This is a genomic window from Flavobacterium soyangense (assembly GCF_015277675.1).
GTDB classification, from domain to species: domain Bacteria; phylum Bacteroidota; class Bacteroidia; order Flavobacteriales; family Flavobacteriaceae; genus Flavobacterium; species Flavobacterium soyangense.
On sequence record NZ_JADHEC010000009.1, the window covers coordinates 1 to 24,576 of the forward strand.

Genomic DNA, 24,576 nt, shown 5'->3' on the forward strand with positions numbered 1-24,576 from the left:
AAGAATTTTAGCTAAAATAACAGCTTTAACTTTGGTTCAATTCATCAATAGATTTATTTTTGAAAGACCAATAAACAATATTAAAACACAAATAGTTTAATTACACCCAACGGGTTAGTTTTTAATAATAATTTATCGTCAGTTCGAGTGATTTTCAATAGAAAATCGTTTCGAGAACAAGACAGATTTTATTAAAAACGGTTCTCGATACATTTTTTGTCTCGTTTCACTTACAAAAAAAAACACTCGAACTGACGGTTTTGATAATTACAACCTCAGGTTAATTTAAATCTGTAAATTTTGAAAGTTTAAGTAATATACTGTATCATAAACGAAAAGGAAGCTCTAAAAAAACCGAATGGTAAAAAATGAAATACTGTAGTGCAATTCGTCAAAAAAACAGCCTGGTTTAAACCAATAACATGCTGCAAATACTGAATGAGGGGATAAACTAACAAACACAAACCCCGAAAACTATATATTTAAAAAAACGCTACTAACATACATTTATGCCGAGAAAAATGGTATCGGTGTACCTACTGATTTGGTTACCGGCAAACCCCGAACCGATTTATTATTCCCCGAAATTGCTTTTCATCATCTGAGTATTGTGCCTTCGGTCGTGTTTTTGTTAGGGCTGACGGCCGCTACATTTGCCGCCACCGATTCCGCTTTGACAGCACTTACCACTTCTTTTTGTGTTGATTTTTTGGGAATGGAAAAGACTGAAAATCAAAATAATCCCAATATAGTACGCCGCCGACATATTGTGCATCTCAACTTTTCGTTCCTGATGTTCCTGGTAATTATCTTTTTTAACGCCATTAACGACAGTTCAGTGGTGGGAATGATTTTCAAGGTCGCTTCTTACACTTATGGTCGGCTTTTAGGGCTGTATACTTTTGGATTATTCGTAAAGTCAAAAACAGTCAAAGACAAGTGGGTGCCTTTAATCTGTGTGTTATCGCCCCTTCTCACCCTGCTAATTAGTGAAAATTAGGCAACATTATTTTTCGGATATGTCTTTGACAATGAATTGATTATCGTCAATACCCTGATTGCATTTGCTGGCTTGTGTTTGATTGGTAAACCTGCGGTGGAGGAAACGTGGTTTTAGTTGAAAATCCATTAGCAGGCTATAGTTGATAATAGTCCTCAGATTAAACGGATTTGCACTGATTCTAGTGCGTTTTGCCTAAAAGTTAAAATCATTTTATAGGTCCGATTTAGGACACAGATAAACTCAGATTCGGATAGCGAATACAAGGATTAAGCAGGTTTGCACCAATATAAATAAATGAATTTTGACTTTAGAAAAAACGCTAAAAGCTTCAGCCATTAAAAGGCCGAAAGCTTTCAAGCATTAATACTGATTTGTAGTCAATAACACTAAAGTACAAGCTACTTCGGCTTTTATACTATTGAGTTCCAATAATTGGTAGAACTCCGGATTCTCTGTTCCGGGATTGAAAATCACACGTTTTGGTTTTGATTCTACGATGTAATTGTAATAATCACGTTGGCGTGTTGGGTTCAGATACAAAGTAATCGTATCTATGTTTTTTAATGGAATGGCTTTGGTTTGGATTTTTATTCCTGCCACTTCACCGGCATTTTGGCCAATAGCTAAAACGGAATGTCCTTTTTCGACCAGCATTGTAATGGCTTTGTGAGCATATTTATCTGGTTTTGCGCTGGCACCGAGAACCAATGTTTTTTTATTTTTCATTTGGCAAAAGTACAATTTAGTTAGTGATTTTTTGAATCATTAAGAGATTAAGATGATTAAGGCTTTGGGAGCCAATATTGTTGACACATGTCACTTGCAATCATTTATTGGGAATTAAATTATTCTCCTTTTGGAAGGAAAATTTCTGCCATCATACATCGGGCACTTCCTCCACCGCAGGCTTCGATAGTATCGAGACTGGAGCTCAGGATGGTGACATGTTCTTCTAATTGGGCAATTTGCTTTTTGGTAAGACTCTGATGGGCTGAGCTGCTCATTACCAAATAACGTCTGTCATCTGCTCCTTTTAGTTCGAGCATATTTCCGGCAAAATTATTGACTTGGGCCTCCGTAATCAGAATGATTTCTTTTTCATCTCCTCTGAGACTGTCCAAAACCATTTTTCGTTCCTTCTTGTCATCAATGCAATCGGCACAAATCACGGCGAAGGTTTCACCAACACACATCATCACATTGGTATGATAAATGAGTTTTCGTTCTCCCTCTACTGTTTGAAAAGCTTCGAATATTACTGGAGAATATTCGAAATCTTCACAAAATTCAATAAACAGTTCTTCATCTGCACGAGGGGACAAGGCACAATAGGCTTTGCTATTTTCTCTGTCTAAAACCAAACTTCCGGTACCTTCGAGATAGAATCCGTCTTCTTCGGCCGAAGTGTAATCCATAATTTCGTTAATAACAAAACCATGGTCTTCGAGAATATCCAGAATATCTTCACGACGTTCCTCTCTTCTATTTTCGGCAAACATGGGGTACAAAACCACATCTCCATTTTCGTGAAAAGAAATCCAGTTATTCGGAAAAATACTGTCTGGCGTGTCCGGAGTCTGGGTATCATCGATTACGATTACATGGACTCCTACCATTCGGAGTTTTTGCACAAATGCATCAAATTCTTCTTGTGCTTTGGTGTTCACAGTTTCCTTTGACAAGCCATCAAGTACTTTTTGGTAATAATTGTTTACGGCAGTTTGTTCGTTCATCCGAAATGCCACGGGACGAATCATTAAGATAGAATTTGTTGTTTGGTTCATTGGAAGGGTTGGGTGTTATGGGTTGTAAGTTATATGTTGTATGTTATGGGTTGTGGGTTGTAGGTTATGTTTTCCAATTTTCTTCAACATACTTTATGAAATTATAAATTTTAGCACTTAATTCATTGTATCTATTTATGAATTCCTGTTCATTTTCTATAATTTCAGGATATAATTTAGCAATTTTTTTGATATGAAAGACAGTTTCGAGACAACTGGCGTAAGAGTAAGTTAGGAATTTCACAAAATCAGCTTTATACTTTTTCCTTCCATAACCTTCCACAATATTCGTAGGAACAGAATCAGAAGACCTTCTCAATTGACTCCCCAATTCATACATCTTGTTTTTTGGCAATTTTAAAGAATAAGAATGACACCTATAAAACAACTCTAAACCTAAACTGTAAACTTCTAAATCCTTATAACTTTTCATAACACTTTCGTTTTAAATAGGCTGTAAATCTGGCTTAACCTACAACTTACAACCTACAACATAAAACATTTCTCATTCTCTAATTAATGGCAAGGTGGAGCATCTTAATAATCCTTCTTGTTTGGCAATTTCGGCATAGGGAATTTCTTCCACGGTAAAACCATTGGTGCGAAGCCAAGTGTTGAGTCGCTTGAATTTTTTTTCAGAAACTACAACATTGGTATCTATAGAAAATACATTGGAATTCATATGATACATTTCTTTTCTGTTAATATGAAAGAGGTTTTCAGGGCCAAAAAGGTTCACTAAAAAAAGATAATCGGCTTCTTCGCGGAATCCTCTTTTGTAAATTATTCCTTTATTTTTGCCCACAGGCTGAAAACAACAATCCAAATGCAGGGCATTGTCCCTTGCTTCTATTTTAGATTTTACCAGATCGAATTCCTTAACTATCTTATTGGGAAATAAATCCCGGATGTATTGTACGCCTTGAGTGTTTGTTCTTGCAGTAATATAATCTTTGTAGTCACTGCCTTTGTAGGTTCCAATAAAAACATAATCCTTCCATAACATTACATCACCTCCTTCTATATGAACTTCTGAAGGCGGACGAATAACTTTATCCGGATGAATCTGGTCAATTATATATTGAATAGCATCTAGTTCTCGTTCTCTGTCCGGTAAAATATTGGATTCTATAAAGACATCATCAATAACAAAACCAATGTCCCTCACGAAGATTTGATTGTAATTTTCTATTATTTCGGGGCGAAAAACGGTAACCCCATATTTCTTGAAAACCCGGTCAAAAGCCTCCATTTCATGTATCATATCTTCTTCTTTTGGGTAGGTTCCCGCTAGGATATGTTCCCGTGATTTGGGGTCATATGCTTCTTCAATTGATGGCGTGGATCCGTTATTAATTGCAGTGCCCAAAACAACCGCTCGCAGTCTTGAAGTTTCATTTTTTATGTTTAGTCCCAGCATAGTAGTCAATTGTGTTTTACTTCGTCAGTTCGCATAGCTCGTGTGCCAAAGATAAAAAAAGCCCCGCATTTTGCGAAGCTTTCTAAAAATATTTTAACGTTTGTCCGAAGAAACAAAATCCCTCAGTCCATAGCCAGTATAAATCTGTCTAGGCCTTCCGATAGGTTCTTTCTTTTCTCGCATTTCTTTCCATTGTGCAATCCATCCCGGCAAACGTCCTATGGCAAACATTACGGTAAACATATCCGTCGGGATTCCTAAAGCGCGGTAAATGATTCCGGAATAGAAATCGACATTTGGATATAGTTTTCTGGATACAAAATAATCATCAACTAAGGCTGCTTCTTCTAATTTTTTGGCGATGCCCAAAATGGGATCTTCAACGCCTAGTGTTTTTAAAACCTCATCTGCTGCTTTTTTGATGATTTTAGCTCTTGGATCGAAATTTTTATAAACTCTGTGTCCAAAACCCATCAATCTAAAAGGGTCATTTTTATCTTTGGCTTTCGCCATATATTTATCGGCATCGCCACCGTTTGCATGAATTTCTTCCAGCATTTCGAGAACCGCTTGATTTGCTCCTCCATGTAATGGCCCCCAAAGCGCAGAAATTCCGGCAGAAACAGAGGCAAACAATCCAGCATGGGAAGAACCAACCATTCTCACGGTCGATGTCGAACAGTTTTGCTCGTGATCAGCATGCAGGATAAACAATTTATCTAAGGCTTCAACAATTATTGGATTTGCTTTGTAGGGTTCTGTTGGCAATTTAAACATCAATTGCATAAAATTTTCAACATATCCAAGAGTATTATCATAATAATTCAAAGGATAGCCCATACTTTTTCTGTAAGTCCAAGAGGCGATTACAAGAAATTTTCCCATAAGTTTACATACGGCTTCATACAATTCGTCTTTGTTTTCTGGATTTACTGCCGAAGGATTAAAAGCAATCAAAGCACTTGTCAAGGCGGACAAAACCCCCATTGGGTGAGCAGTTTTTGGAAAACCGTCAATGATGTTTTTCATTTCCTCATTGACTAGGGTATATTTTCTAATATGAGTTTCAAATTCCCCCAATTGTACTTTAGTAGGCAATTCTCCAAAGATTAACAAATAGCATACTTCAAGAAAATCTGCTTTGTCTGCTAATTCTTCTATTGAATACCCTCTATAACGCAAAATTCCTTCTTCTCCGTCCAAAAAAGTGATTTCACTTGTACAAGCTCCTGAATTTTTAAAGCCCGGATCTAAAGTGATTGCTCCTGACAAATCACGTAATTTATTGATATCAATACCTACTTCGTTTTCTGTTCCAACAAATAGTGGAAACTCGTATTTATTGCCATCAATTTCTAATGTTGCTACTTTTGACATAATTAATATTAAATTATTTTATTTTTTCAAAAATAAGAAAATTTACGCTAATAGAAAGTCACACTAGTCACAAAATCACTAAAATATATAAAAAAAAAGCCCTCCACATCAGCGGAAGGCTATTTGCATTATAATTGCACTATATTATTTAGTTTTGAAAGCGTTTTTACCAGGGAAATAGGCAGTATTTCCAAGCTCTTCCTCAATTCTCAACAACTGATTGTATTTAGCCATACGGTCTGAACGTGAAGCCGAACCGGTTTTAATTTGACCACAATTCAAGGCTACAGCCAAATCAGCAATCGTATTGTCTTCTGTTTCTCCTGAACGGTGTGACATTACTGAAGTATAACCCGCATTTTTTGCCATGTTTACGGCTGCAATGGTTTCAGTCAAAGTTCCGATTTGGTTTACTTTTACCAAAATTGAATTGGCGATTCCTTTTTCAATTCCGGTTGACAAACGCTCAACATTGGTCACAAACAAATCATCTCCAACTAGTTGCACTTTTTCTCCAATTTTTTCGGTAAGCAATTTCCATCCGTCCCAGTCGTTTTCATCCATACCGTCTTCGATAGAGATAATTGGATAGTTAGCCGCTAATTCAGCCAAATATTCCACTTGCTCTGCAGAAGTTCTGATTTTTCCTGTTGAACCTTCAAATTTAGAATAATCGTATTTTCCATCAACGTAAAACTCAGAAGAAGCACAATCTAAAGCAACCATCACTTCGTCTCCAAATTTATAACCAGCAGCTTCCACCGCTTTTTTGATAGTATCCAAAGCATCTTCGGTACCACCAGCCAAGTTTGGAGCAAAGCCACCTTCGTCACCTACAGCAGTACTCAAACCTCTGTCGTGCAATACTTTTTTAAGATTATGGAAAATTTCTGTTCCCATTTGCAAAGCGTGTGTAAAAGAGGTTGCTTTTACTGGGATAATCATAAATTCCTGAAAAGCAATTGGTGCATCAGAATGAGATCCTCCGTTGATGATATTCATCATTGGAACAGGCAATGTATTTGCCGAAACACCACCAATATATCTGTATAAAGGCAATCCTAATTCATTGGCAGCAGCTTTTGCAACAGCAAGTGAAACACCAAGAATAGCATTTGCACCTAATATTGATTTGTTATGTGTACCGTCTAAATCAATCATTGTCTGGTCAATCAGATTTTGTTCAAAAACTGATATTCCCAATAATTCTTCGGCGATTTTAGTATTTACATTTTCCACCGCTTTTAGAACTCCTCTTCCAAGAAAGTTTTTTCCTCCGTCACGTAATTCCACTGCTTCGAATTTTCCAGTTGAAGCACCAGATGGAACAGCTGCTCTTCCTAAAACACCGTTTTCTGTAACTACATCTACTTCTATGGTAGGATTTCCTCTTGAATCGAAAATTTGTCTTGCGTGAATTTTGATAATAATACTCATTTTTCTTATTTTAAATGTTGAAATATAATTTATTGCGTTACAAATATATTATTTCTATAATTAATGGTACATCAAAAACGATTAATGTTATTAACGAAAACGTTATAATGTATTAAATAGAAAGGGCTTGGTCCCTTTCAGTAATTATTTTTCCGAATTCGCTAAAAAAAGTAGGTTTTAGAGGCGCTGTAGCGAGGATTACTGTTGCTTCCGTTTTTTTTTTAAACCATTAAGGGAATATTAAGAAAATTGGACATACCTCCATTTTTTTTTGAAATGTATTAAAAAAAAATTACCACTAAAATTTCTCATTATCAAATATATAGCTTAACTTTATATATTGCTCTACTTCCGCCAAAAACCTATTTTGCCTGCTCTTATTTTAATTGTATCATTTAACAATAAACACGATGAGAACAACAGCAAATCCTACTCTCAATATTAATTCGAACAAAATTGTGGAATTATTGAGCCGAACTTCTTCTGTTTTAGAAAATTCGGAAGATTTAGATCCGCTAATGGAATATATTGGTGACGCCAAATATGTACTACTTGGTGAAGCTTCACATGGAACCCATGAATATTATACATGGAGAGCTAAAATTACTCAACGCCTGATTAAGGAAAAAGGATTTTATTTTGTTGGCGTTGAAGGTGACTGGCCCGATTGTTACAGGTTGAATCGTTTTGCCAAAGGCTATCTAAATTCCGGAAAAGACATTTACAGTGTACTCGATGATTTCAAACGCTGGCCTACCTGGATGTGGGCGAATTGGGAAGTAGCTGCTTTTATTGACTGGCTCAAGAATTTCAACGAAAATTTGCCTGCGAACAAAAAAGTGGGATTCTATGGTCTGGATGTCTATAGTTTCAGGGAATCGATGCATTCCATCATTCAATATTTGGAGAAAAATGACCCCGTAGCGCTGATTGCCGCTAAAAAGGTAATGAAATGTTTTGAGCCTTTCGGCAGAGATGAAGGCCAAACTTATGCTAGAGCCTCTGCACTCGTTCCGGAATTATGCGAAAAAGACGTGATTCATATGCTAACAAAGATAAGAAGCAGGGTTGAGAGCTACAATTCGGATCCTGAAAATGTAATGAGCACGGAACAAAATGCTTATGTGGTCAGAAATGCCGAAAAATACTATCGGGCAATGATTAAAAGGGGTTCAGCCTCTTGGAATATCCGTGACCAACACATGGTTTCCACTTTAGAAAGACTGATGGATTATCATGGCAAAGCCGCAAAAACTATCGTTTGGGAGCACAACACCCACATAGGCGATGCCCGAGCCACTGATATGGCATCAGAAGGAATGGTTAATGTGGGACAATTGTTGAAGGAACAATTTGCAGATGACGGAGTAGTAGCTGTAGGATTTGGTTCCTACAAAGGAAGCGTTGTTGCAGCAAGAAGCTGGGGAGATGCCATGCGAAAAATACGAGTTCCCAATGCTGTTGAAGGAAGTTGGGAAAACGATTTTCATCATGCCTGCAACGGGAAAAACAGATTGTTGCTCCTGAACAAAATCAAGAACGAAAAATGTGTGGCTGATCCTATAGGTCATCGTGCCATTGGTGTGGTTTATAATCCGGAGCACGAACGCTTCGGCAATTACGTCCCTTCCATTTTACCGGAGAGATATGATGCTTTTATTTTCATTGATGAAACTAACGCTTTACATCCAATGCACATTGAAGCAGATGGTGGTCAAATTCCCGAAACCTATCCTTTTGGAATGTGATGGTTTTTCAAGATTAGTTTAAACATTCTTTGTCTCTTCGAGTATCACGCTTTTGGGCGGGATTTATTGAGAAGATTCACTGATGCAATGGTTCTCGATACAATTCCGCAAAAAAAGCGGAATCACTCGAACTAACGAACCGTTGCGAACTAATGTCTTATATACATTGTACAATTTTTTTCAAATGGCATTTATAAATAGTACTTTTGCAGCCTATTGATACAAATATGGGCTTTTTAGAAGAAATACAGCGAAGAAGAACTTTTGGGATAATCTCGCATCCCGATGCCGGTAAAACAACCCTGACGGAAAAGCTACTCCTTTTTGGAGGTGCCATTCAGGAAGCGGGTGCGGTAAAGAACAACAAAATCAAAAAGGGAGCGACGAGTGACTTTATGGAAATTGAACGCCAGAGAGGAATCTCGGTATCAACATCCGTTTTGGCCTTTATTTACAAGGACAAAAAAATAAACATTCTCGATACACCTGGACACAAAGATTTTGCCGAAGACACTTTTAGAACCCTAACAGCGGTAGACAGTGTTATTGTGGTGATTGACGTTGCTAAAGGAGTCGAAGAACAAACGGAGAAATTAGTGGCTGTGTGCCGCATGCGAAAAATTCCAATCATCGTTTTTATCAATAAATTGGACCGAGAAGGAAAAGATGCTTTTGACCTGATGGACGAAGTGGAGCAAAAATTAGGTTTGACTGTTACGCCGCTTAGTTTCCCAATAGGAATGGGCTATGACTTCAAGGGAATCTACAATTTGTGGGAAGAAAACATCAATTTGTTTAGTGGAGACAGCCGCAAAAATATCGAAGAAACCATCGCTTTTTCGGATGTAAAAAGTCCGGAGCTGGAGAAAATTATTGGCGAAAAACCAGCCTATAAACTAAGGGAAGAATTAGAACTGATTGACGAAGTCTATCCAAAGTTTGACCGCCAGGATTATTTGGACGGAAAACTGCAACCGGTATTTTTTGGTTCGGCTTTGAATAATTTCGGGGTTCGAGAGCTTTTGGATTGCTTTGTTGAAATTGCACCCTCGCCAAGAGCCAAAGAATCGGAAACAAGATTGGTTGACCCAAAGGAAGAAAAAATGAGCGGATTTGTTTTTAAAATCCACGCTAATATGGATCCAAAACACCGCGACCGTTTAGCTTTCATAAAAGTTGTTTCGGGCACTTTCGAAAGAAACAAGCCTTATTACCACGTTCGTCAGAAAAAGAATTTAAAATTCTCAAGTCCAAATGCCTTTTTTGCAGAAAAGAAAGAAATCGTCGATATCTCCTATCCTGGTGATATTGTAGGACTGCACGATACTGGAAATTTCAAGATTGGAGATACGCTGACCGAAGGTGAAGTCATGAGTTTTAAAGGGATTCCGAGTTTCTCTCCAGAACACTTCAGATATATAAATAATGCCGATCCAATGAAAGCCAAACAGCTTGACAAAGGAATCGATCAGTTGATGGATGAAGGCGTTGCTCAGTTGTTTACACTGGAAATGAATAACCGAAAAATAATTGGAACTGTAGGCGCACTTCAATATGAGGTAATACAATATCGCTTGGAACACGAATATGGCGCTAAATGTACTTATGAGAATTTCCCGGTTCACAAGGCATGTTGGGTAAAACCCAATGATCCAAAAAGCGAAGAGTTTAAAGAATTTAGAAGAATCAAGCAAAAATTCTTGGCCCACGATAAGTATGGTCAATTGGTTTTCCTTGCCGATTCAGATTTCACGATACAAATGACGCAGAATAAATACCCAAACGTGAAGTTGTTTTTTACTTCGGAGTTTGAGTAAATTGAAAGTAAAATTTTTCAACTCAGAAATTATAAAAAAAACGCTAATTGTTGAATTAGCGTTTTTTTTTAAGAATTAAAAATTTTACTTAAGCTACAGCACTCTCGAAGTTTACAGCTTTCTTCAAAAAAGCTTTGATCAACAAACGGTTAGGAGCCATTCCAGAAGTCATAAATTGTTTTTTTGTGTTCTCACCGGCTGGAAGTACTTTTACATTTGGGTCTTGTTTAGATCCCATAAACCAAAGCACAAAATTCATATTAGAAGCATTAGATACTGTTTCTTGTTTTATTGAATTCATATCAGTTGAAGTACTAGCTATTGTAGCACTTGAAATAGTATTATTGTATTCTACTGCAGTCTGAGCAAATGCCTTCACATTGGATACTAAAACAAAAGCGAACACCATTAAAAGCATAGTGATTTTTTGGTTTCTGTCTTGTTTAGAAAAATGATTCATACTGTTTATTTTAAGCAGAGATTAATTTTGTTTCTCTTATCTGAGGTCAAAACTAAATCAAACCTATTCTACTAAAAAATATTTTCGATGAATCACCGTAATACTCGTTTAAATCACAAAAAACACATATTGAAAAGTGTTAAATATGCCAAAAGCCCATTAATAGCGGGTGTATTTAGATTACATATTTAACGATGAATCACAGATTTATTATTTTGTTATATGTAAGGATGACAGCCGACAAAAGGTGACAAAAGCAAAAGGCTCCGTTTCCGGAGCCTTTTATAGATTATGCTTGTCCCGCAGGACCAAAGTTTAGAGGGATTGGAGGTTGTTCTGTGTCTTTTATTTCGCCGTGGGCGACTTCAAAACGGTGAATGTTTTCTCCAATGGCTTTCAACAACCTTTTGGCATGTTGCGGAGTCAAGACAATTCTTGATTTCACTTTAGCTTTAGGAATACCAGGCATGATAGATACAAAATCCAGTACAAACTCCGATGAGGAATGGTTGATGATTGCCAAATTAGAATAAATTCCTTCAGCCGTTTTTTCATCCAACTCAATATCGAGCTGTCCTTGTTGTGGTTTTTGATTGTTCATGTCTTAATAAATATATTCTTCCTTACTTGCCATCATTTCATTGTAATCTTCATTCGAACCTACAATGGTATTGTCATATTCTCTCATACCGGTTCCGGCAGGAATTCTGTGACCTACGATTACATTTTCTTTCAATCCTTCTAAGTAATCGATTTTACCTGCAACAGCAGCTTCGTTCAATACTTTAGTAGTTTCCTGGAATGATGCAGCCGAGATGAACGATTTCGTTTGAAGCGATGCTCTCGTGATACCTTGTAAAACTGGAGTAGCTGTTGCTGTGATTACATCACGAGCCACAACAAGATTTTTATCTGTACGCTTCAATAGTGAGTTTTCATCACGCAATTCACGAGGAGAAATAATCTGTCCTGGTTTTAACACACCTGAATCTCCAGCGTCTTCAACTACTTTCATTCCGTATAATTTATCATTTTCAACGATAAAATCTTTGGTATGAATTAATTGTTCTTCTAGGAATAAAGTATCACCTGGATCTTGTACTCTTACTTTACGCATCATTTGACGTATTACTACTTCAAAGTGTTTGTCGTTTATTTTTACCCCTTGCAAACGGTATACTTCTTGAATTTCGTTTACCAAATACTGTTGAACAGCAGCGGGTCCTTGAATTCTCAAAATATCTTCCGGAGTAATTGCACCATCAGACAATGGTACACCTGCTCTTACAAAGTCATTCTCTTGTACTAATATTTGGCTAGATAATTTCACCAAGTATTTCTTAACCTCACCAAATTTAGATTCGATAACGATCTCACGGTTTCCTCTTTTGATTTTTCCAAAAGAAACAACCCCGTCGATTTCAGAAACTACAGCCGGGTTAGATGGGTTACGAGCTTCAAGCAACTCGGTAATTCTTGGTAAACCTCCTGTAATATCTCCTGATTTAGAAGAACGACGTGGGATTTTAACCAATACTTTACCTGCTTTAATTTTCTCCCCATTCTCTACCATCAAGTGGGCACCCACCGGTAAGTTATAAGAACGAATCAATTCACCGTCTTTACCGTAAACCAATAAAGTAGGAATCAATTTTTTTGCTCTGGCTTCAGAAATTACTTTTTCCTGGAATCCTGTTTGCTCATCAATTTCAACCATGAATGATTGTCCTTGCTCTAAATCTTCGTAAGCAATTTTACCCGTGAATTCCGAAACAATAACTCCATTATATGGATCCCATTTACAAATAGTTGTTCCTTTTGTTACCGATGCACCATCTTTAACAAAGATGCTGGATCCGTAAGGAATGTTGTTTGTACTTAATAAGATGCCTGTTTTTTCGTCAACCAATTTCAACTCAGTAGAACGAGATACTACAATATCCACTGCATTTCCTTCGTTATCTTCACCTTTAACAGTTTTTAAATCTTCGATTTCCAATTTACCGGCAAATCTTGTAACGATACTGGATTCTTCAGAAATACCACCCGCAACCCCACCTACGTGGAATGTACGTAATGTTAACTGTGTACCAGGTTCTCCAATGGATTGAGCGGCAATTACACCCACTGCTTCTCCTTTTTGGGTCATTTTTCCTGTTGCCAAGTTTCTACCGTAACATTTAGCACAAATTCCTTTCAATGCTTCACAAGTTAATGGAGAACGTACCTCTAATTTTTCGATTGGAGAAGCCTCGATTAATTTCATGTATGCTTCGGTAATTTGCTCTCCTGCTTCGATGATAAGCTCATTTGTCAAAGGATTTATAACATCTTGCAATGCAACACGTCCTAAGATTCTTTCGCCTAAAGTTTCCACGATTTCTTCGTTCTTTTTCAATGCTGAAACTTCAACACCTCTTAAAGTACCACAATCTACTGTATTTACAATTACATCCTGAGAAACGTCATGCAATCTTCTTGTTAAGTAACCCGCATCAGCCGTTTTCAAAGCCGTATCCGCAAGACCTTTACGTGCACCGTGAGTAGAGATAAAATACTCAAGGATTGAAAGACCTTCCTTAAAGTTGGAAAGAATCGGGTTTTCAATAATTTCACCACCACCAGCAGTAGATTTTTTTGGCTTAGCCATCAAACCACGCATACCGGTTAACTGACGAATTTGTTCTTTGGAACCCCTCGCTCCAGAATCAAGCATCATATACACTGAGTTGAAACCTTGCTGGTCTTCTCTAATGTTTTTCATTGCTGTTTCTGTAAGCTGTGCATTTGTTGAAGTCCATACGTCAATAACTTGGTTGTAACGTTCGTTATTGGTAATAAGACCCATATTATAATTTGCAGAAATACCTTCAACTTGCTCTCTGGCGTCTGCAATTAATTTTGGTTTTTCATCTGGGATTCTAATATCTCCCAATGAGAATGACAATCCACCTTTGAAGGCAAATTTGTATCCCATGTCTTTCATATTGTCCAAGAAGGCAGCTGTTGTAGGCACATTGGTCATGCTTAACACGTGTCCGATAATGTCTCTTAGGTTTTTCTTAGTCAATACATCATTGATATATCCTGCAGCTTCCGGTACTACTTCGTTAAACAATACACGACCGGCAGTAGTCTGGATAATTTTGTAAACTAATTCACCAGCTTCATTAAAATCTTTTGCACGAATTTTTACTCGAGCATTCAATTCTAGACGTCCTTCGTTTAAGGCAATATTGGTTTCCTCAGCAGAATATAATATTAAGCCTTCTCCTAAAATCTTGTGTTCTGGAGTAGACAAACGTTCTTTGGTCATATAGTATAACCCCAAAACCATATCCTGAGAAGGTACGGTAATCGGCGCACCATTTGCAGGATTAAGAATATTATGAGAACCCAACATTAATAATTGAGCTTCCAAAATTGCTTCTGGTCCTAGCGGCAAGTGAACTGCCATTTGATCCCCATCAAAATCTGCATTAAATGCAGTACAAACTAAAGGGTGTAATTGGATTGCTTTCCCTTCAATTAATTTTGGTTGAAAGGCTTGTATACCCAATCTGTGCAAAGTAGGAGCACGATTCAGTAATATTGGGTGACCTTTGATTACATTTTCAAGGATATCCCATACTACAGGCTCTTTTTTGTCTATTATTTTCTTTGCAGATTTTACTGTTTTTACAATTCCTCTTTCTATCAATTTACGGATAACGAAAGGTTTGTATAATTCTGCAGCCATATCTTTTGGGATACCACATTCAGATAATTTCAATTCAGGTCCAACAACAATTACCGAACGAGCAGAATAATCCACACGTTTTCCAAGTAAGTTTTGACGGAAACGACCTTGTTTTCCTTTAAGGGAATCCGAAAGTGATTTCAATGGCCTGTTGGATTCTGTTTTTACGGCAGAAGCCTTTCTTGTATTATCGAAAAGTGAATCTACAGATTCCTGCAACATACGTTTTTCATTTCTTAAGATAACTTCTGGAGCTTTAATCTCCATTAGTCTTTTCAAACGGTTGTTACGAATGATTACACGACGGTATAAATCATTTAAATCTGAAGTCGCAAAACGACCACCATCAAGAGGCACAAGAGGACGTAATTCTGGTGGAATAACAGGTACCACTTTCATAATCATCCACTCTGGACGGTTTTCGCGGTTCAAGTTAGACTCACGGAAAGATTCCACTACGATCAATCTCTTTAATGCTTCAGTTTTACGTTGTTTTGACGTTTCGTTGTTTGCAGAGTGACGCAAGTCATAAGACAATTGATCTAAATCGATACGAGCTAACAAATCCATAATACATTCTGCTCCCATTTTGGCAACAAATTTATTTGGATCAAAATCGTCTAAATATTGATTGTCAGCAGGAAGGGTGTCTAAAATATTCAAATACTCTTCTTCTGTCAAAAAGTCTAATCTTTTTACTGATTCTCCTTCCGGAGTTTTAGCAATACCGGCTTGGATTACAACATATCTTTCATAATAGATAATCATATCTAATTTCTTAGATGGAAGACCTAATATGTAACCTATTTTATTTGGAAGAGAACGGAAATACCAGATGTGAGCAATTGGCACAACAAGGTTGATGTGTCCTACTCTGTCTCTACGTACTTTTTTCTCTGTAACTTCAACACCACAACGATCACAGATGATTCCTTTGTAGCGAATTCTTTTATATTTACCACAAGCACATTCAAAGTCTTTAACTGGCCCGAAAATACGTTCGCAGAAAAGACCATCACGTTCTGGTTTGTGAGTTCTGTAGTTGATGGTTTCCGGCTTCAAAACTTCACCTCTTGATTCTTTCAAGATAGATTCAGGAGAAGCTAGTCCTATTGAAATTTTATTGAATCTTTTTACAGGATTCTTATCTTTATTGGTATTTCTATTATTCATCATAGTTTTTACTATTGATTTATTTACAATTAAAAATTGATTTTGTACGGACTTAGCAATGCTTTGTCTCTAACTCCTCGGATTACTTCTCTAAACTTCAAACAAAATTTTTGAAGTGCTAATTATATAGTTTATATAAAAAATCGGAACGGGTTACGGGTCTAAATCCTAAAAACTCTTATAAATGAGTAATCAGTCCCGAAAAATGACGGAACTGATTACTAAAATTTATTTATTCTTCTAAACGAATGTCAAGTCCAAGACCTTTCAATTCATGCATCAATACATTGAATGATTCTGGTAATCCTGGCTCTGGCATAGACTCTCCCTTAACGATTGCTTCGTAAGTTTTAGCTCTACCAATAACGTCATCCGATTTCACGGTCAATATTTCACGAAGTGTACTTGATGCACCATAAGCTTCAAGTGCCCAAACCTCCATCTCTCCAAAACGCTGACCTCCAAATTGAGCTTTACCACCCAAGGGTTGTTGCGTAATCAATGAGTATGGTCCTATTGAACGTGCGTGCATTTTATCGTCAACCATGTGACCCAGTTTCAACATATAGATTACTCCAACTGTTGCTGCTTGATGGAAACGTTCTCCAGTCCCTCCATCGTAAAGATACGTGTGTCCGAAACGTGGAATTCCAGCTTCATCCGTCAATTCGTTGATTTGGTCTAAAGTAGCACCGTCAAAAATTGGAGTAGCAAATTTTCTACCCAAGTTCATTCCAGCCCAACCTAAAACTGTCTCATAAATTTGACCAATGTTCATACGTGAAGGTACCCCAAGAGGGTTTAACACAATATCAACTGGTGTTCCGTCTTCAAGGAAAGGCATGTCTTCATGACGAACAATACGAGCAACAATACCTTTGTTACCGTGACGTCCCGCCATTTTATCCCCAACTTTCAGTTTACGTTTTTTGGCAACATATACTTTAGCCAATTTCAAAATTCCTGCTGGCAATTCATCTCCAACAGTGATGGTGAATTTCTCTCTACGTAAGGCTCCTTGTAAATCGTTCAACTTAATTTTATAGTTATGAATTAAATCATTCACCATAGTATTCGTTGTTTCGTCAGCAACCCATTGTCCTTTGCTTAAGTGAGCAAAATCTTCAACTGCATAAAGCATTTTTTGTGTGTATTTTTTACCTTTTGGTAAAACTTCTTCACCCAAATCATTCATTACTCCCTGAGAGGTTTTTCCGTTTACGATTAAGAACAATTTCTCAACCAATTTGTCTTTTAATTCAACAAATTTAGTTTCGAATTCTATTTCCAATCCAGCCAAAGCATCTTTGTCCTGAGTACGTTTGCGTTTGTCTTTTACTGCTCTTGCGAACAATTTTTTATCTAAAACCACACCGTGTAAAGATGGGGATGCTTTTAATGAAGCATCTTTCACATCACCTGCTTTATCCCCGAAGATTGCGCGAAGCAATTTCTCTTCTGGAGTAGGATCTGATTCACCTTTTGGAGTAATTTTTCCGATAAGAATGTCGCCAGGCTTAACCTCTGCTCCAATTCTAATCATACCATTTTCATCTAAATCTTTAGTGGCTTCTTCAGAAACGTTTGGAATATCATTCGTCAATTCTTCGTTACCTAATTTAGTATCTCTAACTTCCAATGAATAATCATCGACGTGAATAGAGGTAAAAATATCGTCACGAACCACTTTTTCAGAAATTACAATCGCATCCTCAAAGTTGTACCCTTTCCATGGCATGAAAGCTACTTTTAGGTTACGACCTAAAGCTAACTCACCGTTTTGGGTAGCATATCCTTCTGATAAAACTTGCCCAAGAGCCACTCTGTCTCCTTTTCTTACGATAGGTTTCAGGTTGATACTTGTACTTTGATTGGTTTTTCTGAATTTAATCAGATTGTATGTTTTCTCATCTTCTTCAAAACTTACCATTCTTTCTTCCTCGGAACGGTCGTATTTAATTCTGATGATATTGGCATCTACATATTCAACCACTCCAGGACCTTCAGCATTTATCAATACTCTTGAATCTGAAGCTACCTGACGCTCTAAACCTGTTCCAACAATCGGTGCTTCAGGACGTAACAATGGTACAGCCTGACGCATCATGTTAGATCCCATCAAGGCTCTATTCGCATCATCATGTTCCAAGAAAGGAATTAACGAAGCAGAAATCGAAGCAATTTGGTTTGGAGCTACATCGGCATAATCAACTTTTGATGGAGCAACCACCGGGAAATCTCCCTCTTCACGAGCAATTACATTATCGGCTAGAATTTTTCCTGTAGCATCCATTTCAATATTTGCCTGAGAAATCATCATACCTTCTTCTTCCTCGGCACTTAAGTAAACAGGAGTGGAGACTAAATCCACAACTCCATTGGTTACTTTACGGTAAGGTGTCTCGATGAAACCCATTCCGTTTACTTTGGCATAAACACCAAGAGATGAAATCAAACCAATATTTGGTCCCTCTGGAGTTTCAATTGGACATAAACGTCCGTAGTGCGTATAGTGAACGTCACGAACCTCAAAACCAGCCCTTTCACGAGAAAGACCACCTGGTCCAAGTGCTGATAATCTTCTTTTGTGCGTAATCTCGGCTAGTGGATTCGTTTGATCCATAAACTGAGATAACTGGTTTGTACCAAAGAAAGAGTTGATTACTGATGATAATGTTTTGGCATTAATCAAATCAATAGGTGTAAACACCTCGTTATCTCTAACGTTCATTCTCTCACGAATTGTTCTAGCCATACGAGCCAAACCTACACCAAATTGTTGAGACAATTGCTCTCCAACGGTTCTTACACGACGGTTTGACAAGTGATCGATATCATCAATATCAGCTTTCGCATTGATTAATTCGATCAAATATTTTACTATGGTAATAATATCTTCTTTGGTAAGCACTTGCTTTTCCATTGGAGTATCAAGACCTAGTTTTTTGTTAATTCTATAACGACCTACTTCACCCAAGTTGTAACGTTGATCAGAGAAAAACAATTTATCTATAATACCACGAGCAGTTTCTTCATCAGGCGGTTCTGCGTTACGCAATTGTCTGTAGATGTGCTCAACGGCTTCTTTTTCAGAATTTGTTGGATCTTTTTGCAACGTATTATGAATGATAGAATAATCAACTTGATTATTATCTTCTTTGTGCAACAAAATAGATTTAACGTTAGAATCGATGATTTCTTCCACATTATCTTTGTCGATAATGGTATCTCTGTCAAGGATTATTTCGTTACGTTCGATAGAAACAACTTCGCCGGTATCTTCATCCACGAAATCTTCATGCCATGTATTAAGAACACGAGCAGCTAATTTTCTACCTATATATTTTTTAAGTCCTGTTTTAGAAACTTTAATTTCCTCAGCAAGGTCAAAAATCTCAAGGATATCCTTGTCTCTTTCGAAACCTATGGCACGGAATAAAGTAGTTACAGGTAATTTTTTCTTTCTGTCGATATAAGCATACATTACGCTATTGATATCGGTTGAAAATTCTATCCAAGAACCCTTAAAAGGAATTACTCTGGCAGAATATAATTTAGTTCCATTTGCATGGAATGATTGTCCAAAGAAAACCCCTGGAGAACGGTGCAATTGAGAAACAACAACACGTTCAGCGCCATTGATTACAAAAGTACCAGAAGGAGTCATATAAGGAATAGTTCCAAGATAAACATCTTGAACAATTGTTTCAAAATCTTCGTGCTCTGGATCTGTACAATATAGTTTTAACCTTGCTTTTAAAGGCACACTGTATGTAAGCCCTCTTTCAATACATTCTTGAATAGTATAACGCGGTGGATCTACAAAATAATCAAGAAATTCCAATACAAAGTTATTTCTTGTATCTGTAATTGGAAAGTTTTCCATGAAGGTGTTGTATAAACCTTCGTCGCCTCTTTCGTCAGATTTGGTTTCCAATTGGAAGAAATCTTTAAACGATTTAACCTGAACATCTAGAAAATCCGGATAGTCAGGGATATTTTTTGTAGAGGCAAAATTCAATCTTTCAGTCTGATTTGTTATCATCAATGGACAAAATTTTGATTAAAAAAAAGTAATTTTTTGTGTAAAACACAGTTTAACCAATACTTTCTTTTTTAATCAATACCTCTTTAAAAATAACGTAAGAGCAAGCTCTGTAATTTTATTTTCTTTCATCGTATTGATTTAAAAACACTTATGTATTTTAAACTATTTTATAATAAAACGCAATATTATTTTATTATACGAAAAATGGTTTAGGTCTTTGAAAGTGTATTTCAAGACCTAAACCTATTTTCTAAAGCGGCATGAATTATTTTAATTCAACAACAGCTCCAGCTTCTTCTAAAGATTTTTTAAGACCTTCAGCCTCATCTTTAGAAACTCCCTCTTTAACGTTACTTGGAGCGCTGTCCACTACGTCTTTAGCTTCTTTAAGACCTAAACCAGTAAGTTCTTTTACCATTTTTACAACAGCTAATTTAGAAGGACCTGCTTCTTTTAACACTACTGTAAACTCAGTTTGAACTTCTTCAGCTGCAGCTTCGCCACCACCTGAAACTACTACAGCTGCAGCAGCTGGTTCGATACCGTATTCGTCTTTTAATATTGTTGCTAATTCGTTAACTTCTTTTACTGTTAGGTTAACTAATTGTTCTGCGAATTGTTTCAAATCTGCCATTTTTTCTATCGTTTTAAAATGATTTGTAAAATATAATTTATTTATTGTGCGCGTTTTAATGCACTTAATTAAAACTAACTATTAGTTTAATTAAGCAACCTCTTCGATATTTGCGAATTGGTTTTGAAGAGCAGAAATAACCCTTTGGGCTGGTGATTGAAGTAATCCAATAAGTTCGCCAATAAGTTCTTCTTTCGATTTGATAGTTGCCAAAGCATCTAATTGATCGTCTCCAATGTAAACTTCTGCATTGATGTAAGCCCCCTTTAAAATTGGCTTAGCATTCTTTTTGCGGAAATCTTTAATTATTTTACCAGGTGCGTTAGCCACATCTGCAATAAAAATAGCGCTATTACCTGTCAATACAGAAGGTAAATCGCCATAATCATTAGCAGAAGCCTCCATTGCTTTTGCAAGCAAAGTGTTTTTAACTACCTCTAATTTTATACCTGCTTTATAGCAAGCTCTTCTCAAGTTTGAAGTTGTCTCTGCGTTTAGTCCAGAAATATCAGATACATAAATAATATTTGTACCAGCTAACTGTGCAGTTAAATCTTCAATCGCGATTGATTTTTCTTCTCTAGTCATACTAAAAATTTTTAACCACCAATTATACTGCTTTAGGATCCAATGCAATTGCAGGACTCATAGTGCTAGTTAGGTAAATACTCTTGATGTAAGTTCCTTTAGCCGCAGTTGGTTTAAGTTTGATTAATGTTTGAATAATTTCATGAGCGTTATCTACAATTTTATCAGCATCGAAAGAGATTCTTCCAATACCTGCATGTATGATACCCGTTTTGTCCACTTTAAAGTCTATTTTACCAGCTTTAACTTCTATAACTGCTTTTGCAACATCCATAGTTACAGTACCAGTTTTAGGGTTAGGCATTAAACCTCTAGGCCCTAAAATACGACCTAATGGACCCAATTTTCCCATAACACTTGGCATGGTGATAATTACATCAACATCTGTCCAACCATCTTTAATTTTTTGTAAATATTCGTCAAGACCTACATAGTCTGCTCCTGCCTCTTTAGCTTCCGCTTCTTTGTCTGGAGTAACCAATGCCAATACTTTTACGTCTTTACCAGTTCCGTGAGGTAATGCTACCACACCTCTAACCATTTGATTCGCTTTTCTTGGATCAACACCCAATCTTACAGCGATATCAACTGACTCATCAAATTTAGCAGAAGCTATTTCTTTTATCAATGCCGCAGCATCTTTTAAAGAGTATAGTTTATTCTTTTCAATTTTTGAAGCAGCCTCTTTTTGCTTTTTTGTCAATTTTGCCATGTCTTACGCTTGTTTTAGAGGAGAATCTCCTGTTACAGTTATTCCCATAGATCTAGCTGTTCCTGCGATCATACTCATAGCAGACTCGATTGTGAATGCATTTAAATCAACCATCTTGTCTTCCGCAATTGCTTTAATAACATCCCAAGTAACGCTAGCTACTTTCTTACGATTTGGTTCACCTGAACCAGATTTAAGCTTTGCCGCGTCCATTAATTGAACAGCAGCAGGTGGTGTTTTTACAACAAAATCGAAAGATTTGTCTTTATACACTGTAATTTGCACTGGGCAAACTTTACCTGGTTTATCTTGGGTTCTAGCATTAAATTGCTTACAGAACTCCATGATATTAACACCAGCAGCACCTAAAGCAGGTCCAACCGGTGGCGATGGATTCGCAGCACCTCCCTTAACTTGTAGTTTAACTACTTTACTAATCTCTTTAGCCATTTTTTTAAAAATTTAACACATTCTCATTGGAAGCGAAAATGTGGTTTATTATAGATGTAACAAAATTATACTTTTTCAACTTGCATAAACCCTAATTCTAATGGCGTTTTTCTTCCGAAAATTTTAACCATTACTTCTAGTTTACGCTTTTCTTCATTGATTTTCTCAACAGTTCCATTGAAACCGTTAAAAGGGCCATCAATAACCTTAATTGTTTCTCCTAAATTGAATGGAATTGAACGAGTATCTGTATTTACAGCCAATTCATCAACTTTACCTAACATTCTGTTTACTTCAGAAAGTCGCAATGGCACTGGCTCCCCACCTTTTATCTCACCTAAAAATCCAATTACACTTGTTATAGACTTAATAATATGAGGAATTTCTCCAATTAGGTTGGCTTCAATCATTACATAACCCGGAAAATAAACTTTATCCTTGATTATTTTTTTTCCCTCTTTAACCGTAACTATTTTTTCAGTCGGAACCAAAACTTGTGATACATAATCACCCATTCCTAATCTTGCAATTTCAGTTTCGATGTATGCTTTCACTTTATTTTCTTGCCCACTTACAGCTCGAACGACGTACCATTTTTTCATATTATTATCTGCCATAACAAAAAATTATGCTTTTAACCAATTAAAAAAACCAGCCAATGTTTTTGCGAAAACCTCATCTACTCCCCAAGTTGCTAAAGCAAATATTACGGAGAAAACAGCAACAACAATCGTCAGACGTTGCACTTCAGACCATTCTGGCCAAGTCACATTTGATCTTAATTCTTCAAATGCTTCCGATATGTAATTAACAACTTTTGTCATTATGATTTATTTTTATGGCACGGGCGGAGGGATTCGAACCCCCATCAACGGTTTTGGAGACCGCTATTCTACCCTTGAACTACGCCCGTTCGTTAAAAACCAGTAACGCCTATGGGTGTTACTGGTTTTATAAACATTATAAAATTATACTATAGAATTTCAGTTACCTGACCTGCACCTACAGTTCTACCACCTTCACGGATAGCAAAACGTAAACCTACATTCATAGCAATTGGGCTTAATAAAGCAACCTCAATAGTTAAGTTATCCCCTGGCATTACCATCTCTACACCTGCTGGCAAAGTAATAACTCCTGTTACGTCTGTTGTACGAACGTAAAACTGTGGACGGTAGTTATTATGGAACGGAGTGTGACGACCACCTTCTTCTTTTTTCAAGATATAAACCTCAGCTTTAAAGTGATTGTGTGGTTTTACAGATCCTGGTTTAATAATAACCATTCCTCTTTTAATATCTGCTTTATCAACACCACGCAACAATAAACCTACGTTATCACCAGCTTCACCTCTATCAAGGATTTTACGGAACATCTCAACTCCAGTAACTGTAGAAGTTAATTTTTCAGCTCCCATACCAATGATTTCAACAGGATCTCCTGTGTTTGCAATACCCGTTTCGATACGACCTGTAGCAACAGTTCCACGACCAGTAATTGTAAATACGTCTTCAACCGGCATTAAGAAAGGTTTTGCAATATCACGAACTGGCTCTTGAATCCAGCTATCACAAGCTTCCATTAATTCTAAAATTTTTGGAGTCCAAACTGGGTCGTTATTTAATCCACCCAAGGCTGAACCTTGAATTACAGGACAGTTGTCTCCATCATATTCATAGAAATTCAATAAATCTCTAATTTCCATTTCAACAAGCTCCAATAACTCTTCATCATCAACCATATCCACTTTATTCATGAATACTACCATTCTAGGAATACCTACCTGGCGACCTAAAAGGATGTGTTCACGTGTTTGTGGCATTGGTCCGTCTGTAGCAGCTACAACAAGAATAGCACCATCCATTTGAGCAGCACCGGTAACCATGTTTTTTACGTAATCCGCGTGACCTGGACAGTCAACGTGAGCGTAGTGACGATTAGCAGTTTCATATTCAACGTGAGATGTATTAATTGTAATACCTCTTTCTTTTTCTTCTGGAGCATTATCAATTTGATCAAATGATTTTGCTTGACAGTAACCAGCATCAGATAACACTTTAGTTATTGCTGCAGTTAAAGTTGTTTTTCCGTGATCCACGTGTCCGATAGTCCCAATATTTAAATGGGGTTTGTTACGGTTAAAGGTTTCTTTTGCCATTTTACTTAATTTTTAATCTTAGTTATTA

Annotated in this window: 19 protein-coding genes, 1 tRNA gene and 2 pseudogenes; 4 read left to right on the forward strand and 18 right to left on the reverse strand. The window is 36.9% G+C overall.

The genetic code is table 11. The features are described from left to right. Both IR213_RS05665 and IR213_RS05670 read left to right on the forward strand, forming a co-directional pair. Positions 1–100: pseudogene (locus IR213_RS05665) on the forward strand (IS982 family transposase); the annotation flags it as partial. A gap of 396 nt (positions 101–496) precedes the next feature. Beyond that, positions 497–1,117: pseudogene (locus IR213_RS05670) on the forward strand (sodium:solute symporter); the annotation flags it as partial. A 246-nt stretch (positions 1,118–1,363) separates the two neighbouring features. Here the strand turns inward: IR213_RS05670 and IR213_RS05675 are convergent. The 6 genes from IR213_RS05675 to eno form a co-directional block, all read right to left on the reverse strand. Beyond that, positions 1,364–1,729 carry a CoA-binding protein gene (locus tag IR213_RS05675; protein ID WP_194311345.1) on the reverse strand — a complete coding sequence of 122 codons (366 nt, stop codon included), beginning with the start codon at positions 1,727–1,729 and terminating at the stop codon, positions 1,364–1,366. A gap of 119 nt (positions 1,730–1,848) precedes the next feature. Continuing rightward, a complete protein-coding gene (ctlX, locus tag IR213_RS05680) occupies positions 1,849–2,787 on the reverse strand; it encodes a citrulline utilization hydrolase CtlX (protein ID WP_194311346.1) in 939 nt (312 codons plus the stop codon). A 64-nt stretch (positions 2,788–2,851) separates the two neighbouring features. Next, positions 2,852–3,220, reverse strand: a complete 369-nt coding sequence (locus IR213_RS05685; RefSeq protein ID WP_194311347.1) for a four helix bundle protein — start codon at positions 3,218–3,220, stop codon at positions 2,852–2,854. A 72-nt stretch (positions 3,221–3,292) separates the two neighbouring features. Beyond that, positions 3,293–4,207 (reverse strand): dimethylarginine dimethylaminohydrolase family protein, encoded by a 915-nt coding sequence (locus IR213_RS05690; RefSeq protein WP_194311348.1) that lies wholly within the window; start codon positions 4,205–4,207, stop codon positions 3,293–3,295. Between the two features lie 93 nt (positions 4,208–4,300). After that, the gene (locus tag IR213_RS05695; RefSeq protein ID WP_194311349.1) at positions 4,301–5,584 is read right to left on the reverse strand and encodes a citrate synthase; all 1,284 of its coding nucleotides are present in this window, start codon (positions 5,582–5,584) and stop codon (positions 4,301–4,303) included. A gap of 144 nt (positions 5,585–5,728) precedes the next feature. Beyond that, positions 5,729–7,021 (reverse strand): phosphopyruvate hydratase, encoded by a 1,293-nt coding sequence (eno, locus tag IR213_RS05700; RefSeq protein ID WP_194311350.1) that lies wholly within the window; start codon positions 7,019–7,021, stop codon positions 5,729–5,731. A gap of 410 nt (positions 7,022–7,431) precedes the next feature. On the opposite strand from eno, the gene IR213_RS05705 reads away from it, so the two are divergent. Together IR213_RS05705 and IR213_RS05710 are read left to right on the forward strand one after the other, a co-directional pair. After that, positions 7,432–8,769: an erythromycin esterase family protein gene (locus IR213_RS05705; RefSeq protein WP_194311351.1), complete on the forward strand. Its 1,338-nt coding sequence runs from the start codon at positions 7,432–7,434 to the stop codon at positions 8,767–8,769. 227 nt (positions 8,770–8,996) lie between these two features. After that, positions 8,997–10,586 carry a peptide chain release factor 3 gene (locus tag IR213_RS05710; protein ID WP_194311352.1) on the forward strand — a complete coding sequence of 530 codons (1,590 nt, stop codon included), beginning with the start codon at positions 8,997–8,999 and terminating at the stop codon, positions 10,584–10,586. A gap of 88 nt (positions 10,587–10,674) precedes the next feature. On the opposite strand, the gene IR213_RS05715 is transcribed toward IR213_RS05710, so the two are convergent. The 12 genes from IR213_RS05715 to tuf form a co-directional block, all read right to left on the reverse strand. Continuing rightward, a complete protein-coding gene (locus tag IR213_RS05715) occupies positions 10,675–11,046 on the reverse strand; it encodes a hypothetical protein (protein WP_194311353.1) in 372 nt (123 codons plus the stop codon). A 289-nt stretch (positions 11,047–11,335) separates the two neighbouring features. Beyond that, on the reverse strand, positions 11,336–11,647 hold the full coding sequence (locus IR213_RS05720; RefSeq protein ID WP_194311354.1) for a DUF3467 domain-containing protein: 312 nt from the start codon (positions 11,645–11,647) through the stop codon (positions 11,336–11,338). Positions 11,648–11,650: 3 nt separating this feature from the next. After that, positions 11,651–15,961: a DNA-directed RNA polymerase subunit beta' gene (gene rpoC, locus IR213_RS05725; protein WP_194311355.1), complete on the reverse strand. Its 4,311-nt coding sequence runs from the start codon at positions 15,959–15,961 to the stop codon at positions 11,651–11,653. 229 nt (positions 15,962–16,190) lie between these two features. Continuing rightward, positions 16,191–20,003, reverse strand: a complete 3,813-nt coding sequence (gene rpoB / locus IR213_RS05730) for a DNA-directed RNA polymerase subunit beta (RefSeq protein ID WP_194311356.1) — start codon at positions 20,001–20,003, stop codon at positions 16,191–16,193. Positions 20,004–20,271: 268 nt separating this feature from the next. Then, complete coding sequence (rplL, locus tag IR213_RS05735) at positions 20,272–20,640, reverse strand: 50S ribosomal protein L7/L12 (protein ID WP_143389578.1); 369 nt, start codon at positions 20,638–20,640, stop codon at positions 20,272–20,274. A 90-nt stretch (positions 20,641–20,730) separates the two neighbouring features. Then, positions 20,731–21,228, reverse strand: coding sequence for a 50S ribosomal protein L10 (gene rplJ / locus IR213_RS05740; protein ID WP_194311357.1), 498 nt, complete (start codon positions 21,226–21,228; stop codon positions 20,731–20,733). Between the two features lie 22 nt (positions 21,229–21,250). Further along, positions 21,251–21,940: a 50S ribosomal protein L1 gene (rplA, locus tag IR213_RS05745; protein ID WP_194311358.1), complete on the reverse strand. Its 690-nt coding sequence runs from the start codon at positions 21,938–21,940 to the stop codon at positions 21,251–21,253. A 3-nt stretch (positions 21,941–21,943) separates the two neighbouring features. Continuing rightward, a complete protein-coding gene (gene rplK, locus IR213_RS05750; protein ID WP_143389575.1) occupies positions 21,944–22,390 on the reverse strand; it encodes a 50S ribosomal protein L11 in 447 nt (148 codons plus the stop codon). Positions 22,391–22,455: 65 nt separating this feature from the next. Beyond that, complete coding sequence (gene nusG, locus IR213_RS05755; protein WP_194311359.1) at positions 22,456–23,007, reverse strand: transcription termination/antitermination protein NusG; 552 nt, start codon at positions 23,005–23,007, stop codon at positions 22,456–22,458. A gap of 9 nt (positions 23,008–23,016) precedes the next feature. Further along, positions 23,017–23,214, reverse strand: a complete 198-nt coding sequence (secE, locus tag IR213_RS05760; RefSeq protein ID WP_194311360.1) for a preprotein translocase subunit SecE — start codon at positions 23,212–23,214, stop codon at positions 23,017–23,019. 15 nt (positions 23,215–23,229) lie between these two features. Next, a tRNA-Trp gene (locus IR213_RS05765) sits at positions 23,230–23,303 on the reverse strand. Between the two features lie 60 nt (positions 23,304–23,363). Further along, entirely contained in the window at positions 23,364–24,548 is a 1,185-nt protein-coding gene (tuf, locus tag IR213_RS05770) for an elongation factor Tu (protein WP_194311361.1), read from the reverse strand. Positions 24,549–24,576 lie beyond the last annotated feature (28 nt).

What these genes read in the sequence shown, in the direction of transcription:
- IR213_RS05720 (WP_194311354.1), bottom strand. Translation starts at nt 11,647, where the DNA reads ATGAACAATCAAAAACCACAACAAGGACAGCTCGATATTGAGTTGGAT.
- rplJ (WP_194311357.1), bottom strand. Translation starts at nt 21,228, where the DNA reads ATGACTAGAGAAGAAAAATCAATCGCGATTGAAGATTTAACTGCACAG.
- rpoC (WP_194311355.1), bottom strand. Translation starts at nt 15,961, where the DNA reads ATGATGAATAATAGAAATACCAATAAAGATAAGAATCCTGTAAAAAGA.
- rplK (WP_143389575.1), bottom strand. Translation starts at nt 22,390, where the DNA reads ATGGCTAAAGAGATTAGTAAAGTAGTTAAACTACAAGTTAAGGGAGGT.
- IR213_RS05705 (WP_194311351.1), top strand. Translation starts at nt 7,432, where the DNA reads ATGAGAACAACAGCAAATCCTACTCTCAATATTAATTCGAACAAAATT.
- ctlX (WP_194311346.1), bottom strand. Translation starts at nt 2,787, where the DNA reads ATGAACCAAACAACAAATTCTATCTTAATGATTCGTCCCGTGGCATTT.
- IR213_RS05690 (WP_194311348.1), bottom strand. Translation starts at nt 4,207, where the DNA reads ATGCTGGGACTAAACATAAAAAATGAAACTTCAAGACTGCGAGCGGTT.
- IR213_RS05675 (WP_194311345.1), bottom strand. Translation starts at nt 1,729, where the DNA reads ATGAAAAATAAAAAAACATTGGTTCTCGGTGCCAGCGCAAAACCAGAT.
- rplA (WP_194311358.1), bottom strand. Translation starts at nt 21,940, where the DNA reads ATGGCAAAATTGACAAAAAAGCAAAAAGAGGCTGCTTCAAAAATTGAA.
- secE (WP_194311360.1), bottom strand. Translation starts at nt 23,214, where the DNA reads ATGACAAAAGTTGTTAATTACATATCGGAAGCATTTGAAGAATTAAGA.
- tuf (WP_194311361.1), bottom strand. Translation starts at nt 24,548, where the DNA reads ATGGCAAAAGAAACCTTTAACCGTAACAAACCCCATTTAAATATTGGG.
- nusG (WP_194311359.1), bottom strand. Translation starts at nt 23,007, where the DNA reads ATGGCAGATAATAATATGAAAAAATGGTACGTCGTTCGAGCTGTAAGT.
- eno (WP_194311350.1), bottom strand. Translation starts at nt 7,021, where the DNA reads ATGAGTATTATTATCAAAATTCACGCAAGACAAATTTTCGATTCAAGA.
- rplL (WP_143389578.1), bottom strand. Translation starts at nt 20,640, where the DNA reads ATGGCAGATTTGAAACAATTCGCAGAACAATTAGTTAACCTAACAGTA.
- rpoB (WP_194311356.1), bottom strand. Translation starts at nt 20,003, where the DNA reads ATGATAACAAATCAGACTGAAAGATTGAATTTTGCCTCTACAAAAAAT.
- IR213_RS05685 (WP_194311347.1), bottom strand. Translation starts at nt 3,220, where the DNA reads ATGAAAAGTTATAAGGATTTAGAAGTTTACAGTTTAGGTTTAGAGTTG.
- IR213_RS05695 (WP_194311349.1), bottom strand. Translation starts at nt 5,584, where the DNA reads ATGTCAAAAGTAGCAACATTAGAAATTGATGGCAATAAATACGAGTTT.
- IR213_RS05710 (WP_194311352.1), top strand. Translation starts at nt 8,997, where the DNA reads ATGGGCTTTTTAGAAGAAATACAGCGAAGAAGAACTTTTGGGATAATC.
- IR213_RS05715 (WP_194311353.1), bottom strand. Translation starts at nt 11,046, where the DNA reads ATGAATCATTTTTCTAAACAAGACAGAAACCAAAAAATCACTATGCTT.